The sequence below is a fragment of the Cetobacterium somerae ATCC BAA-474 genome (genome assembly GCF_000479045.1).
Taxonomy (GTDB): domain Bacteria; phylum Fusobacteriota; class Fusobacteriia; order Fusobacteriales; family Fusobacteriaceae; genus Cetobacterium_A; species Cetobacterium_A somerae.
In genome coordinates this window covers 1-14,801 of sequence record NZ_KI518174.1, presented here as the reverse complement: position 1 = coordinate 14,801, position 14,801 = coordinate 1, and the positions used below count along the sequence as shown (strand labels likewise).

General features: G+C 29.3%; 16 protein-coding genes. 13 read left to right on the top strand and 3 right to left on the bottom strand.

Going from position 1 to position 14,801, the window contains the following annotated elements; all coding sequences use genetic code 11:
• The first annotated feature begins 161 nt into the window (after nt 1–161).
• From HMPREF0202_RS09020 to HMPREF0202_RS08970, 11 genes are read left to right on the top strand one after another with little or no spacing between them, the layout of a single operon-like run.
• Nucleotides 162–947: an ABC transporter substrate-binding protein gene (locus HMPREF0202_RS09020; protein WP_023050502.1), complete on the top strand. Its 786-nt coding sequence runs from the start codon at nt 162–164 to the stop codon at nt 945–947.
• 1 nt (nt 948) lies between these two features.
• Entirely contained in the window at nt 949–1,578 is a 630-nt protein-coding gene (locus tag HMPREF0202_RS09015; protein ID WP_023050501.1) for an ABC transporter permease, read from the top strand.
• Nucleotides 1,579–2,184 (top strand): ABC transporter ATP-binding protein, encoded by a 606-nt coding sequence (locus HMPREF0202_RS09010; protein ID WP_023050500.1) that lies wholly within the window; start codon nt 1,579–1,581, stop codon nt 2,182–2,184.
• Nucleotides 2,184–2,831 carry a ferredoxin-like protein gene (locus HMPREF0202_RS09005; protein ID WP_023050499.1) on the top strand — a complete coding sequence of 216 codons (648 nt, stop codon included), beginning with the start codon at nt 2,184–2,186 and terminating at the stop codon, nt 2,829–2,831. Before HMPREF0202_RS09010 ends, HMPREF0202_RS09005 begins: the two co-directional genes overlap by 1 nt.
• A gap of 20 nt (nt 2,832–2,851) precedes the next feature.
• Nucleotides 2,852–4,960, top strand: a complete 2,109-nt coding sequence (locus HMPREF0202_RS09000) for an aldehyde ferredoxin oxidoreductase (protein WP_023050498.1) — start codon at nt 2,852–2,854, stop codon at nt 4,958–4,960.
• Between the two features lie 19 nt (nt 4,961–4,979).
• Nucleotides 4,980–5,504, top strand: a complete 525-nt coding sequence (locus HMPREF0202_RS08995; protein ID WP_023050497.1) for a hypothetical protein — start codon at nt 4,980–4,982, stop codon at nt 5,502–5,504.
• A 12-nt stretch (nt 5,505–5,516) separates the two neighbouring features.
• Nucleotides 5,517–6,236 (top strand): formate dehydrogenase accessory sulfurtransferase FdhD, encoded by a 720-nt coding sequence (gene fdhD, locus HMPREF0202_RS08990; RefSeq protein ID WP_023050496.1) that lies wholly within the window; start codon nt 5,517–5,519, stop codon nt 6,234–6,236.
• Nucleotides 6,237–6,251: 15 nt separating this feature from the next.
• On the top strand, nt 6,252–6,449 hold the full coding sequence (locus HMPREF0202_RS08985) for a twin-arginine translocase TatA/TatE family subunit (RefSeq protein ID WP_023050495.1): 198 nt from the start codon (nt 6,252–6,254) through the stop codon (nt 6,447–6,449).
• On the top strand, nt 6,439–7,149 hold the full coding sequence (tatC, locus tag HMPREF0202_RS08980) for a twin-arginine translocase subunit TatC (protein ID WP_051364151.1): 711 nt from the start codon (nt 6,439–6,441) through the stop codon (nt 7,147–7,149). The genes HMPREF0202_RS08985 and tatC overlap by 11 nt, the downstream gene beginning before the upstream one ends.
• Nucleotides 7,149–8,354, top strand: a complete 1,206-nt coding sequence (locus HMPREF0202_RS08975; protein ID WP_023050493.1) for a molybdopterin molybdotransferase MoeA — start codon at nt 7,149–7,151, stop codon at nt 8,352–8,354. Before tatC ends, HMPREF0202_RS08975 begins: the two co-directional genes overlap by 1 nt.
• Entirely contained in the window at nt 8,347–10,245 is a 1,899-nt protein-coding gene (locus HMPREF0202_RS08970) for a molybdopterin biosynthesis protein (protein WP_023050492.1), read from the top strand. The genes HMPREF0202_RS08975 and HMPREF0202_RS08970 overlap by 8 nt, the downstream gene beginning before the upstream one ends.
• An 18-nt stretch (nt 10,246–10,263) precedes the next feature.
• On the opposite strand, the gene panF is transcribed toward HMPREF0202_RS08970, so the two are convergent.
• The 3 genes from panF to HMPREF0202_RS08955 are packed head-to-tail and all read right to left on the bottom strand — an operon-like array spanning nt 10,264 to nt 13,226.
• The gene (gene panF / locus HMPREF0202_RS08965) at nt 10,264–11,712 is read right to left on the bottom strand and encodes a sodium/pantothenate symporter (RefSeq protein WP_023050491.1); all 1,449 of its coding nucleotides are present in this window, start codon (nt 11,710–11,712) and stop codon (nt 10,264–10,266) included.
• 8 nt (nt 11,713–11,720) lie between these two features.
• On the bottom strand, nt 11,721–11,954 hold the full coding sequence (locus HMPREF0202_RS08960) for a YhdT family protein (RefSeq protein ID WP_023050490.1): 234 nt from the start codon (nt 11,952–11,954) through the stop codon (nt 11,721–11,723).
• Between the two features lie 60 nt (nt 11,955–12,014).
• Complete coding sequence (locus HMPREF0202_RS08955) at nt 12,015–13,226, bottom strand: FprA family A-type flavoprotein (RefSeq protein WP_023050489.1); 1,212 nt, start codon at nt 13,224–13,226, stop codon at nt 12,015–12,017.
• A 255-nt stretch (nt 13,227–13,481) separates the two neighbouring features.
• Here HMPREF0202_RS08955 and lgt point away from each other — a divergent pair, with 255 nt between their 5' ends.
• A complete protein-coding gene (gene lgt, locus HMPREF0202_RS08950; RefSeq protein ID WP_023050488.1) occupies nt 13,482–14,354 on the top strand; it encodes a prolipoprotein diacylglyceryl transferase in 873 nt (290 codons plus the stop codon).
• Complete coding sequence (locus tag HMPREF0202_RS08945) at nt 14,354–14,764, top strand: META domain-containing protein (RefSeq protein WP_023050487.1); 411 nt, start codon at nt 14,354–14,356, stop codon at nt 14,762–14,764. The genes lgt and HMPREF0202_RS08945 overlap by 1 nt, the downstream gene beginning before the upstream one ends.
• The last annotated feature ends 37 nt before the right edge of the window (nt 14,765–14,801 follow it).

Sequence of the window (14,801 nt, the reverse complement as noted above, 5' to 3'; positions counted from 1 at the left end):
AAATAATAAAAAAAATGTAGGATAAATTTTAAATTTATCCTATTTTAATTTTATTCTATTTTAGTATAAAAAAAATTAAAATAAAACAAAAAGAATAAAAAAAGTTGTAAAAAAACTAGTATGATAGTATAATTATTCATATTTTATGAGGAGGGATTATAATGAAAAAGTCCGTATTTTTAACAAGTTTATTAATATGTACAAATATTTATGCAGGAGAAATTTTAATGGGGACCACGACATCGCTAGATGATACAGGGTTTTTAACTGAGATTTCAAAAACATTAAAAAATGAAAAAGGAATTGAATTAAAATGGATTGCTAAAGGGACAGGAGAAGCCTTAGAACTTGGAAAAAGGGGAGATGTAGATATTTTATTTACTCATGATCCGGGAAGAGAAAAAAAGTTTATAGAAGATGGATACGGAGTAAAAAGATACCCGTTAATGTATAATTATTTTGTAGTTGTGACTGATAATGAGAAAGATTTAACAAACTATCCTAAAAACTTAAATAAATTATTAAGCAAGATAGCAACAGAAAATTTAATCTTTATATCAAGAGGTGATAAATCAGGTACACACTCTAAAGAATTAGCGATGTGGAGAGAAGCACAAGTTGATAAGAATTTTAAAAATTATAAAGAAGCTGGATTAGGAATGGCTAAAACTCTAAATTTAACTTCTGAATTACAAGGATTTACATTATCTGATAGTGGAACATTTTTAAAAGTAAAAGAAAATTTTAAATTACAAGAAGTGCCTTTAGATGAAAAAGAACCTTTAAAAAATATATATTCAATTTTAGAACTATCAAATGTTCAAGAGTCAAAAAAAGATGATATTAAAATATTTATAGAGTTTATGCAGTCAAAAGAAGCAGAAGAAATAATGAAAAATTATGGGAAAAGTGAATTTGGTACACCATTATTTTTTGTAGGTAATTAATGTGGATAAAGAGATAATAGAGATTGTTTTACTATCTTTATTTGTGACAGGAGTTGCAAGCATTTTAAGTTCAATAGTTGGATTTTTTATAAGCCTTGGGTTATTTTTTAGAAAAGATAAAATTTTTAAAAAAATATTGGAGTTTTTTAGAGCTTTAACAGGAGTCCCAACAATAATATTTGGATTAGTAGTACTTCTAATGCTTTCAAGGAGAGGAATTTTGGGACCTTTAAATCTGCTGTTTACACCAACAGCAATAATAATAGCACAATTTTTATTGCTATTGCCACTTGTTATAACATTATGTTCAGAACTTTTAGAAGATGATGGTAGTAGAATTTTAACAACTTGTAAAATTTTACATATACCGTCGAATAAATTAAATAGAGTTTTTTTTAGAGAGTTAAAAACTAGGTTTTTAGGAATATTTTTAGTAGCTTTTGCCAGAGGAATTTCTGAAGTAGGATCGGTTATGTTAGTTGGAGGAAATATTAAAGGTCATACTAGGGTAATGACAACATATATAGCCTTATCAACATCTATGGGAAACTATAATACTTCTTTAGTAATAGCGTTAATTTTATTTAGTATTTCTTTTCTATTAAATTTCTTAATAAAATGGGTGAAATAATTGATAGAGATAAAAAATTTAAAAAAATATTATGAAGATAGACTAATTCTAGAGATAACAAATTTAAATTTTTCTAAAGGAAAAATTTATTCAATATTGGGAAGAAATGGTGCTGGAAAGAGTACTCTTTTAAAAATATTAGGTGGTATTTTATCTTATGATGAAGGAAATTTAAGATATGATAGAGATAATGTAATTTTATCTACACAAGAACCACTATTTTTTAAAGGAAATGTTATTTATAACTTAACTGAACCATTTAAATTGAGAAATTTGAAAGTAGAATTAGATAAAGTAACTATTTTTTTAAAAGAGTTTCAAATAGAAAAATTGAAAGAATCATCAGTAGATAATTTGTCTGGTGGAGAAAAAGCAAAAATTCAATTTATTAGAACAATTCTTTATAATAAAAAAATATTACTTTTAGATGAACCTACCGCAAGTATGGATAAAAAAAGCACATATGTAGTAGAAAGAATATTGAGTGAATTAAGGGATATGGGGTGTTTAATAATTATAGTAACACATGATTACGAACAAGCAGTAAGAATAAGTAATTATATTTATGAAGTAGATGAAGGAAAAATAATACAAAGGGGGACGTAATGTCTAAAGGTTTAATTAATAAGGTTTTTGATAAAGAAACTACAAGAAGAGAATTTTTAAAATTAACTGGAAAAGGAGTGGCTGGATTTGCAGTAACCTCTTCAATCTTGTCAATGTTTGGTTTTGGTGAAGAAGCAATGGCGGCAACAGCTTTACCAGAAGGGTTATTAGTAGTGGATAGATCGAAATGTACAGGGTGTCAGCGTTGTGAAATAACATGTACATTACAAAATGATGGAAAAGTTCAACCATTTTTATCTCGAATTAAAGTTGGGGAAAATTATAACTTTGGAACAACAGGCCCTAAAATAAATTATCAGTATGAAGATGGGCAAATGGGGAATTTAAAGATGTCTCCAGTAACATGTAAGCAATGTAGAGAACCGTTTTGTGCTAATGCTTGTCCTAATGGAGCTATAGTAGCTGATGCAAGAACAGGTGCAAGAGTAGTTTTAAAAGATAAATGTGTAGGGTGTGGAGTTTGTACAGAAGCATGTCCATGGAATTTACCTACAATAGATACAGAAAATGGATATGCGACAAAATGTACAACTTGTGGGTCATGCGTTAGAGGATGCCCTACAGATGCTTTAAAAGTTATTAAGTGGGAAGATATCAGCAAAGCACATTTTTTTAGTAAGAGATAATTGAGGGGGATAAATAAAAAATGAGTAAATCATATGGATGGGCAGGAAATATTTTAAGGGTAAATTTAACAACAGGAATAATAACAAAAGAACCTACGTCTAAATATAAAGATTTTATTGGTGGAATGGGAATAGGATATAAAGTTATATTTGATGAAGTACCAGCAGGAACAAAAGCTTTTGATGAAGCTAATAAAATAGTCTTTGCAGTAGGACCATTAACAGGATCAGGAGCACCTTCAAGTTCTAGAACAAATATAACATCGCTATTTCCATCAAATCCTTATAATGCTGTAGGAGATTCGCATATGGGAGGAAATTTTGCAGCTCAATTAAAATATGCGGGATATGATGCTATAATTATTGAAGGAAAATCAAATAGACCAGTTTGGTTAAAAATAGATAATGATAAAGTTTCTTTAGAAAGTGCAACAAATGTATGGGGTAAAGGGATAAAAGATACAACAGCTCAATTAGGAGCAATAATGGGAAAAGAGGCTTCAATAGCAGCAATAGGTCAAGCAGGAGAAAATATGGTAAATCTTTCTGTAATTATGAACGGATTAAGTCATTCAGCAGGTGGCCATGGCGGTATATTAGGATCAAAGATGTTAAAGGCTATTGGAGTAAAAGGGACTAATGCTGTCAATATTGCTGGAAAAGGTAGAGAGTTACTAAAGTTAAATAATTATATGATGAAAGATTTAATTGGAGCAAACAATCAACATGTTGTACCAAGTACTCCACAACCGTGGTCTGAGTTTCATCATAAAGGTAGCAGATGGACAGCTAGAGAAGGATTAACTTGGGGTGCAGCAGAGGGTGGACCGATAGAAACTGGAATTGCAGCAGCAGGTGACGTAAATAAAGTGGGCTATAGAACAATGAAAGCTACATTTGATTTAGGTCCTTCAGCAGAAAAATATACAGTAAGAATGGGAGGATGTCAATCATGCCCAATTAGATGTATGAGCCAATTAAAGGTACCTAAATTGCAAGATTATGGATTATCACCTTATGTAGCAAATACTTGTATGGGGTACTTTTCACCTCAAAGAGTGATGTTTAAAGGAAATAAAGATATAGAAGAGAAAGGTGACGGAAAAATGTTTGCTGCAGTTATTGGAGCATCATTAGCTGATGACTATGGAGTATGGTGTAACTATGGTCTTATTGGAACAGATTTAAAACATGGATATGAAAGTGGAATTTTTAAAAAGGTCTTATCAGAAGAGGAGTATAACTCTATTCCGTGGAATTTATTAGAAGAAAAAGATCCGGCATTTCTAATTGATTTTTATAGAAGGATAGCTTATAAAGAGGGAGAATTGAGTCATCTTGGAGACGGAGCATATTGGGTTGCTAAAAGATGGGACTTTGGAGATGATTATTGGAATAATCCTAAATATGGGTTATGGTCAAGATTAGGATTTCCAAAACATCATTCTAACGAGACAAATGGTCAAGTAGGGTCATTAATAAGCTGTATGTTCAATAGAGATGCTCAAAGTCATACTTTAGTAAATTTAGTTGGAAGTGGATTGCCAATAGAGATTCAAAAAGAGGTTGTAGCAGAGATTGTAGGTTCACCTGATGGAATAGATCCACCATTAAATTATAGTCCAATGAATGAGTATAAAGCTAAATTAGCTAAATGGGCTATTGTAAAAAATTGCTTACATGATTCTTTAACTCTTTGTAATTGGATGTGGCCAATGACAGTTTCTCCACATAAATCAAGAAATTATAGAGGCGACTTAGCTTTAGAATCTAAATTTATGACTGTGGTAACAGGAGAAAATTATACAGAAGAAAGTTTAGATTTAGCTGCAGAGAGAGTATTTACTTTACATAGAGCATTAACAGTAAAAAATATGAATACAATTAATATGAGAGAAGAACATGATGGAATGACTGATTGGGTATTCGATAAAGATCCAGATATTAAAGCATTTACTCCTGGAACAGATAAGATGGATAGAGAGGATATGCAAGTTGCACTGACAATGTTCTATAAAGAGATGGGATGGGATGAAAAAACAGGAGCTCCAACAAAAGAAACATTAAATAGATTGGGAATGTCCGATGTTGCAGCAGAGCTTGAAAGATTAAATTTATTACCAGCATAAAAACAAAAAGGGAAGAGAAATGAATATAGAGATTTTAGCTCAGTCTATAAGGGAAGCGTCAAAATTAGGAAAATTAATTAGTAAATATGAATTAGAAAGTGAGCCTTTAAAAATAAAGGCTTCTAAAATTGAAAGAGTGATAGAAGAATTAAAAAATAGTGAAAAGACAAAAGATATAGATATAATTAGAGGAAAAACAGAAGTATATTTTTATTCAAAAGATTATATTAGCAATACATATAGAGATGTTTTATTTAATTTGAAAGAAAAAAATATTCAAGAAGTAATAATTGATTTAGTTAGAAAAGAATCTCAATTATATCCAAGACCAACATCTTTAGAAATTTTTAAACTATCTCCATTTAACAGGGATGATATAGAAGATTTGATAGATGAAATAATCAAAAATAAAGAATATATAGATATAAAAATAGTGGAAGCTTCAAATGGAGCTAAATATCTTTTTTCTGATACATATATGATTTTTGGACATGCAAAAGGATTGTGTGAATGGGTAGAGGTAGGACAGTTTGAAAATCCATAAAAAAGGAGTAATATGTTAAAAAAAACTAATGTATGTGAAGAAGCACCAGTAGAGCTAAAAGTAAATAGAGAAAAAATGGTAACTTTTATGTGTTCACCATATGATTTAGAAGATTTAGCTTTAGGTCATCTTTATACAAGAGGAATAATAAAGAATAAAAATGAGTTAGAAAGTATAGCGGCATGTAAAGATGCAAAACTCATTGCAACATATACCTTAGGAGAAGTAAAAGATGATTTATTTACTATTCCTAAAGTAGTTTTAAGTGGTTGTGGAAGTGGAGCACTTTTTGATGAGAAAGTTATGGAAAAAGAGAAAATAGAATATTCTAATCAAATATCTTTAGAAAGAATAAAAAAAATTGCAAGAGATATGTTAGAAGGTGCAGCGATGTATAAAAATAGTGGTGGAATGCATTGTGCATCAATTGGAAATGCAAATGGTGAAGTTGTCATAAGAGAGGATATAGGAAGACATAATGCTGTTGATAAAGTTATTGGAGCAGCTTTAAACAAAGAATTTGATTTAAAAAATTCAGTTATAACTACTACAGGAAGATTATCTTTAGATATGGTGCTTAAAGCTGTAGCAACTAAAATACCTGTTGTAGCTACAATTAGTATTCCAAGTAGTTTAGCAATAGAGTTAGCAGAAAAATTGGGAGTTTGTTTAATTGGAAGGATTGGAAAAAATGATCCAATAATTTATACTTTTGAAAATAGAATAAAATAAGGGGAGAGATAAAAAATGTTTGGAAGATTAGGACCGTTTGAATTGATATTAATATTATGTATAGCATTAGTAGTTTTTGGACCATCAAAGCTACCAGAAATTGGAAAAAGTTTAGGAAAAGCTATAAAAGAGTTTAAAGGACATGCTAACGATATTAGTAAGGATATAGACCCAAATACACAATCAAAGAATGAGGGAAATAGTGAAAAATAAAAATTTAACAATGCTAGGACATTTAGTAGAGTTGAGAAAAAGGATGTTATATATAGTTGTTGCTAATTTAATCACAACATTTATTTGTTATGAATATTCAAATATATTAATTGAAATATTTTTGAATATGAATAAAAGTATGAAATTGGTTTATTTAACTCCTCCAGAATTATTTTTAGCTTATCTAAAAATATCATTAATAGGAGGAATAATTTTAGCATCACCAATAACAATTTTACAGATATGGACCTTTGTATCTCCTGGTCTTTATAAGGATGAAAGATTATATATAGTAGGTTCTTTTATAGGTGGATTGTTATTTTTTATAACTGGAAGTTATTTTGCTTATAAAATGGTATTACCAACAATGTTAGAGTTCTTTCAAAAATTCCAAAGAGATGAGATTGCTCAAATGATTTCGATAGGGTCATATTTAGATTTTGTATTAAGTATTATTTTTACTTTTGGAATTGTATTTGAAATGCCTGTTTTAGCAGCATTATTAGCAAAATTAAAGCTTATAAAAGCCACAACATTGAAGAAAAAACAACCAATTATGATATTAATAATATTTATAGTAGCAGCAGTAATGACACCACCAGACATAATATCTCAAATTATGTTAGCACTTCCAATGATATTATTATTACAGTTAAGTATAGGTATTTGTTGGTTAATAAATAAATATCAGGAGGAATAATGAGATTTTTTAAAACAGTGAGTTTAAAAGAAGCTATAGATAGCATAGTATCAAAATTAGATAAAGAATTAAAAATAGAAGAAGTTTTGTTAGAAGATTCTTTAAATAAAATTATAGCAGAGAATATAGTATCAAATATAGATTTACCATCATTTGATCGATCTACAGTGGATGGTTATGCTGTAAAAGCTAAAGATATTTGTGGTGCTAGTGAATTTTCACCGATTCCTTTAAAAAATATAGGTAATGGGAAAATGGGAGAAGAGAATGTTAATAGGATAGATTTAGGGCAGTGTATGTATATTCCAACAGGAGGGATGCTTCCTATTGGAGCAGACGCTATGGTTATGATAGAAGATTGCGAAACTTTAAGGGAGGAAATATTAATTAATAAAGGTATTGCACAACTTTCAAATATAATTATAAAAGGGTCTGAGATAAAAAAAGATGATTTATTAGTTAAAGTAGGCGAAAGAATAACATCAAGTCATATAGGTGTTTTATCGTCTATTGGAATATCTAAAGTTAAAGTTTACGAAAAAATAAAGTTTTCAATTATTTCTACAGGAGATGAAATTGTAGAGTTAGGAAAAGAATTAAAAATAGGTGAAGTTTATGATATAAACACAAATATTTTTAGAGCTCTAATTGAAGAGGGACTAGGAGAGATTACCAGTACATTTTTAGTAAAAGATGATTTAAGTATATTATCATCAACATTAAAGAAAGCTTTGGAAATAGCTCATGTTGTATTAATCTCTGGTGGTAGTTCTGTAGGAGTAAGAGATTTTACAGAAAAAGCCATAGAAGATATAGGGGGTAATATATTTGTTCATGGAATATCTTTAAAACCTGGAAAGCCAACTATAATAGCAAAATATAAAAATAAATTTATTTTTGGAATGCCAGGACATCCTCAATCAGGAGTAAATGTTTTTAAGGCTCTAGTTGAACCGATATTTTTAAATAAAAAAAGAGTAAAAGTATATGGTGAGTTAAAAGAAAATATTTATGGTGACCCTGGAAAAACATGTTTCATAAATGTTAAGTTAAAGACAGAGGATCAAAAAGTACAAGTTTATCCACTTGTTAGCAAATCTTCTATGATAAGACCAATTTTAGATGGAGATGGTTATATAATTATACCAGAACATAAAGAAGGACTTTATAAAGGAGAATTAGTGGAGGTTGTATTGAATGTCTAAAAGAAATATTTATATAGATAATATTGATGTAGAATTAGCTTTAGAAAAATATTTTTCAGAAATATCTTTTGATTTTAAAAGCGAAAAAATATCAGTTTTAGATTCAGTAGGAAGAGTTACTTATAAAGCTGTTTATGCTAATTATTGTTCTCCTACATATGCAGCAAGTGCAATGGATGGAATTTTTCTTTTTTCAGAAAAAATAAAAGAAGCAACGGAAGTGACTCCTGTGTACTTAAATGAAAATGATTTTAAATATGTAAATACAGGAAATCCACTGGATTTGTCTTTAGGGGATTGTGTTGTTATGATTGAAGAGTTAATTGAATTAGAGGATGGAAACTTTAAAAGTATAAAGAACGCAAAGCCGTGGCAACACATAAGGCCAATAGGTGAAGATATTGTAGCAGGAGAAATGTTAATAAAGTCAAATCATAAGATTTTACCTCAAGATTTAGGAGCACTTATAACTGGAGGAATAAAGGAGATAGAGGTTTATAAAAAACCAATGGTAGCTATTATTCCAACAGGAGATGAAGTTATAGACATATTTAAAGAAGAGTTTAAGGAAAAATCAGTAATTGATTGTAATTCTTATATTTTTTCAGCTCAAATAAAGGAATGGGGTGGGATACCACATATTCAAGAAAAATTAAAAGATAATTATAATGAAATGAAAAAAAAGTTAAAAGAACTTTCTAAAAATTATGATGTTTTAGTTGTAAATGCAGGGTCTTCAGCAGGTAGTAAAGATTATACAAAAAATGTGATTGAAGAAATAGGAGAGGTTATTATTCATGGAGTAGCAATTAAACCTGGAAAACCAACAATATTAGGAAAAATAAATGGAAAACCAGTTATAGGGATACCAGGCTATCCAGTTTCAGCATATTTAGCGATGGATATATTTATGAAACCACTTTTAGAAAAGATGACTAATATTTTTAATGTTGAAAATTTTATAGAGGGAAAATTAGGAAAAAGTATTGTGTCGTCTTTAAAACATAAAGAGCTTGTGAGGGTAACTCTACATAAAAATAAAGATGAGTATATAGTAATGCCTTTAGCTAGAGGAGCGGGGATTACAACGAGCTTATCAAAAGCAGATGGAATTTTGGAAATATCTAAATCAGTTGAAGGGATTGGTTTAGGAGAGAGAGTAAAGGTAAGGTTATTAAAACCATTAAAAGAGATAGATAATAATTTAGTATCAATAGGAAGTCATGATATTGTTATGGACTTAATTGGGGATTCTATAAAACTATGCTCTACTCATGTGGGAAGTTTCGGAGGGATATTAGCAATAAAGCAGAGAAATACAGATATTGCACCCATTCATATGTTAGATGAAGAAAGTGGAGAATATAATATTTCTTTTATAAAAAAATATTTTCCAAGTGAAGATATGATGTTAGTGAAAGGTGTCGAAAGAATCCAGGGGTTAATAGTCCAAAAAGGAAACCCTTTAAATTTAAAGGAAATCAAAGATATATTAGAAAAAAATATTAAATTTGTAAATAGACAAAGAGGATCAGGAACAAGGATACTTTTAGATTATTGGTTAAAAGATGAAAACTTAGATTATATAAATTTAAAAGGGTATGACTATGAAGTTGCAACTCATTTAGATGTAGCAATGGCTATAAAAAATGGAACAGCTGAAGCTGGATTAGGAATAATGGAGGCTGCTAAAATAGCAGATTTAGATTTTATTCCCTTAGCTAAAGAGGAGTATGATTTTTTAATAAATCCAGAAATAAAAAATAGTGAAAAAATTAAAGAGTTTATTAAATTTTTGAAATCTGATTTTTTAAAGAAAAAAATAGAGAGTTTAGATGGGTATAGTCTAAATAAACCAGGTGAAGTTATAGAAATAAAATGCTCGAGATAATCTCGAGCATTTCTATCTTTAAAGATTGAAGAAGATATCAATAGTTTCATCATCAGGTTTTTCACCTAAGAAAGACCCTAAAATGAAGACTAATAAACTCATGGCAATAACTGGTACAATTTGATGAAGCCCAGAAAAACTAATTTTAAAAACAGAAAAATATATATATGAAGCTACACCAAAAATCATAGAGGATATAGCACCAAGAGCGTTAGCCCTTTTCCAATATAATCCCATAATAATAGGACAGAAAAATGCAGCTTCTTGACCTGCTAGAGCAAAAAGATTTATCCAAACTAAAAGTTCAGGAGGATCAAGTGATAAAAGAAAAACAATTACTCCTATAAATAGTGAAGTAAATAGTGAAAGTTTTTTAATTTTTTTATCTCCAGGATTTGGATTAATATAGTTAATATATAAATCTTTGACAATAGTTGCAGATGATAAAATTAAAAATGAATCAACGGTAGACATAATGGCAGCAAGAGGCCCACCTATAAATACACCAGCTAAAATAGGATGTAATTTTGAAATTGCTAAGGTCGGAATTATTTTATCACCAATAGTTATTCCAGGAAGAATAGCAACTCCCATAACTCCAATTAAATGCATAATAAGCATTAAAATCCCAACAACAGATGTTCCAATAATCATAGCATTATGCATCGATTTGCTATCTTTAAATCCCATACATCTAACAGATGTAGCAGGAAGACCAAGAATAGCAACTCCTACTAACATCCAAAAAGAAAGAATAAATGGTTTAGCAATTGCTCCACCAGAATCTGGTGTCAAAAGAGCAGGATTTGTTTGCTCAATTGTTCTCATAATATTTTCCATTCCACCGCCATTTTTTAAAAGAGTGAAAAATAAAATACCTGAAGCAATTAACATAACCCCACCTTGAATAGCGTCTGTTAGAGCAACAGCTCTAAATCCACCGATAGTTGTATAAGTAATTATAACAAAGGAAAAAATAACTAATCCAACAATATAGGGAAGCCCAGTGACACTTTCAAAAAGTCTTGCTCCACCAACAAAGTTTGCAACAACAGTTCCAATAAAGAAAACTAGCATGATAACAGACCCCAGAATAACAACAATATCATTTTTATATCTTGCCCTAAGTAAATCAGTGATAGTAAGACCACCAATTTTACGTGATATTATAGCTAAACGCTTTCCTAAAATCCCTAAGGTTAAAAAAGCAGTAGGTGTTTGAATACATGCAAGTAAAACCCATCCAAGTCCTAATTTATACGCAACTCCAGGTCCACCTATAAATGAGCTAGCACCTATATAAGTAGCAATAATTGTCATAGCAAGAACAAATCCCCCCATATTTCTACTTCCAATAAAGTATTCCTCCATAAAATCAACGCTACCGCTATTTTTAATTTTATTGACTTTCCAAGCAACACCTAACATTAAAAAAAGATATAAAATAATTGGTAAAAGTATAAGCATTAATCCTCCTAATCTAAATCGACATCTTTAAAAAAGCATTTAACTGCTATAAAAACTAATACGTTTATAACAACTAATCCTAAAACGCATGAATAGAAAAACCAACTAGGTAAACCTAAAATAAATTCATTAGTATCTGATTTATAAATATATGCGAAATAATACCACCAGCAAAAATAAAAAAGATACAGTAAACAAGTAATAATCGCTTCTTTATTAATTTGTTTAATATTTTTTTTCATTAAAAACCTCCCTAACGTAAAAAAAGAGAGCATGTTTTGCTCTCTTTAAAGTCTTAGATATTACTGTCTTTCACTTTTTAACTTTTCAGCCATAGCTTTAGCAATATTTTCTAATTTTCTTTGATCGTCTGGAGTTGGTTCTCCTTTAGCTTCAACAGCATCAGCGATAACTTCTAAACCAGGAAGGGCGTCAGCAAAGGCTTGTATTCCTCTTACTCCACCACCACTCCAAAGCATATTTCCGAAAATTCCAAGATATCTATTTTTTAAACCGTAATTCTTTAATTTATGTAAAAGTCCTTGTAAAACAGGATAAACATCATTGTTATGAGCTGCAGATCCAATAATAAGCCCTTTATATTTCCAAATATCGCTAATAATGTATGAGTGATCAGTTTTTGAGGCATCATATATTTTTATATTTTTAATTCCATTCCAAGCAAGTTCTCTAGCAATAACATTTGCCATTTTTGCAGTTGTTCCATATAAAGTACCATATACGATAACAACACCCTCTTCTTCAGGAGTAAAGCTTGCCCAATTAGCAAAGTGATTGATAACTACAGAGATATCTTTTCTCCATAAAATTCCATGAGAAGGACAAATATATTTTATTTCAAGTCCACCTAATTTATTAATAGCATTCAAAACTTGAGGTCCATATTTTCCAACTATGTTAGAATAATATCTTCTCATTTCATCTTCGTAGAAAGAGAAGTTAATTTCGTCATCAAAAATTCCACCGTCTAAAGTTCCAAAACTTCCAAAGGCATCATTAGAGAATAAAATTTTATCAGTTATATCATATGTAACCATTGATTCAGGCCAGTGAACCATAGGTACCATAGCAAAAGTTAGAGTATGATGACCTAAACTTAATTTATCTCCCTCTTTTATACAGATAAATTTTGCTTCATCAAAATCAGGAATAAAAGCTTTAATCATTTTTAATGTAATCACATTACCAATAAGTTTTGCCTCAGGAAAGTGAGCCATAACCTCCCCTAAAGAACCAGAATGATCAGGTTCCATGTGGTTAACTATAATATAGTTAAGAGCTTTTCCTTTTAAAATTCCATTTATTTTTTCAATAAATAATCCAGCAGTTGAGAAATCAACTGTATCGATGATACAAGTTTTTTCATCGTTTATTAAATATGAGTTATAAGCAACACCTTGCGGTAATGGCAAATAATTTTCAAATCTTTCAGTTTTTCTATCGTTAGTTCCAATCCAGAAAACTTTTTCTGTAATAGGCGCATGATAATGCATATTTTCCTCCTTGATATTTTAGTCTATATTAACTGTATATATTTTAATCTAAAATCATTAAAAATTCAACTATAATTGTAAAAATAAACAATAATTAAATATAGGTTAACAAAAACTATACAAAAAAAATATAAAAAGGACATTGGTTTAATAAATAATGTAGAAAAAAATAAAAAAAGTTTTACGAAAATTCGAAGTGGTGATATAATCAAATCAAAGCTAGATATACAAAAATTACAAATAGGGAGATTTTATATGAATCCAATATTTTTACAAATAGGCAGTTTTAAATTAAGCTATTATGGATTGTGTTACGCAATTGCATTTTTTATAGGAATAGAATTGTTAAAAAAAGAAGCTGATAAAAAAGGAATATCAAAAAATATTATTGAAGATTACGCTTTTATTGCAATGCTGTCAGGTCTTTTAGGAGGAAGATTGTATTATGTATTGTTCAATTATACTTATTACTTTTCTCATCCTCAGGATATAATAGCTGTATGGAAAGGTGGAATGGCTATACATGGTGGTATAATAGGTGGATTTATAGGAACTTTGATTTATGCTCATAGGAAAAAGTTAAATCCATTTTTATTAGGAGATATGGTTGCACCTTTGCTACTTTTAGGTCAAGGTATAGGTAGGTTTGGAAACTTAGCAAATGGAGAAGTACATGGTGTTCCAACATTTACTCCACTAAAAGTGATATTTAATTTAAAACCAAGTTTTTATCAATGGTATAATAGTTATAATTTGATGAGTTTAACTGAAAAAGCTCAATATAAAGAGTTAGTTCCTTGGGGATTAGTGTTTCCGACATCATCACCAGCAGGATCAGAATTTCCTAATTTACCTCTTCATCCAGCAATGCTTTATGAAGCAGCACTTAATTTTATAGGTTTTTTCTTTTTATATTTTTTTATGAGGAAAAAAAATTATGCTACAGGAACAATTTGGTGGACATATATAATAATATATAGTATTAATCGTATAATTGTGAGTTTCTTTAGAGCAGAAGATTTAATGTTGTATGGGTTTAGAGCCCCGCATGTTGTAAGTTTTATAATGTTGTTGATAGCAGCAATAATTATAATAGTTATTAATAAAAAATCAGGGAGTGATAAATAATGAAAAAAATCTTAGGAATACTATTAATGATTTCAGTTTTATTTGGAGGGTGTTCAAGCTTGACAACAAAAAATAAAAGATTAGTAGGGAAAGAGTATATCTTAATTCAAGAAAACTCTATTCCAAATGTACTAATAGGGTTTGACGAACATAATTTTTATGGATTCTCTGGGTTAAATAATTACTTTGGAAGATATGAGAAAAAAGGAAATAAAATTAAGTTAGAAAAATTAGGATCAACTCTAATGGCTGGTTCAGATAAAGTTATGAAAATGGAATCTGAATATTTAGAAAAATTAGATACAGTTCAAACATTTAAAGTAGAAGATGATATATTAATTTTTAATTTAAAAGATGGATCTACTTTACAATATAAAGAAAATAAAAAAGTTGACAAAAAATTAAAATAATGATACAAAATAATATCAAAATAATATCAAAATAATA